The 279-nt window shown below is 53.4% G+C and carries 1 protein-coding gene; it reads left to right on the plus strand.

Going from position 1 to position 279, the window contains the following annotated elements; translation table 11 throughout:
- Positions 1–43 precede the first annotated feature (43 nt).
- A partial coding sequence (locus J4G32_RS21535; protein WP_210497796.1) for a two pore domain potassium channel family protein occupies positions 44–279 on the plus strand: 236 nt, incomplete at its 3' end.

Raw genomic sequence — 279 nt, forward strand, 5'->3', positions numbered from 1 at the left:
CTCAGGATGTGTTGGCGCGTTTACAGCGTCAACAAGGCGAATAATGCTCTTTACGTGGATGGTCAAAACCTGCCAGCGTCATTTGTCCAGACTGACCTGGCCCGCTTTGCTGGGCCTGTTTATCGGGCAGTATCTGCTTTGTTATCTGGTGCTGCGCCTGTTGCGCGAAAGCGCGTTGGTGAGCCAGTTAAGCGATTTTATCTATTACTGCTCGGTGGTGGGTTCCACATTAGGTTTTGGCGATCTTAGCCCGCAGACGGCGCCAGGACGTCTGTTCAC

Source organism: Microvirga antarctica, assembly GCF_017921815.1.
Classification (GTDB): Bacteria; Pseudomonadota; Alphaproteobacteria; order Rhizobiales; family Beijerinckiaceae; genus Microvirga; species Microvirga antarctica.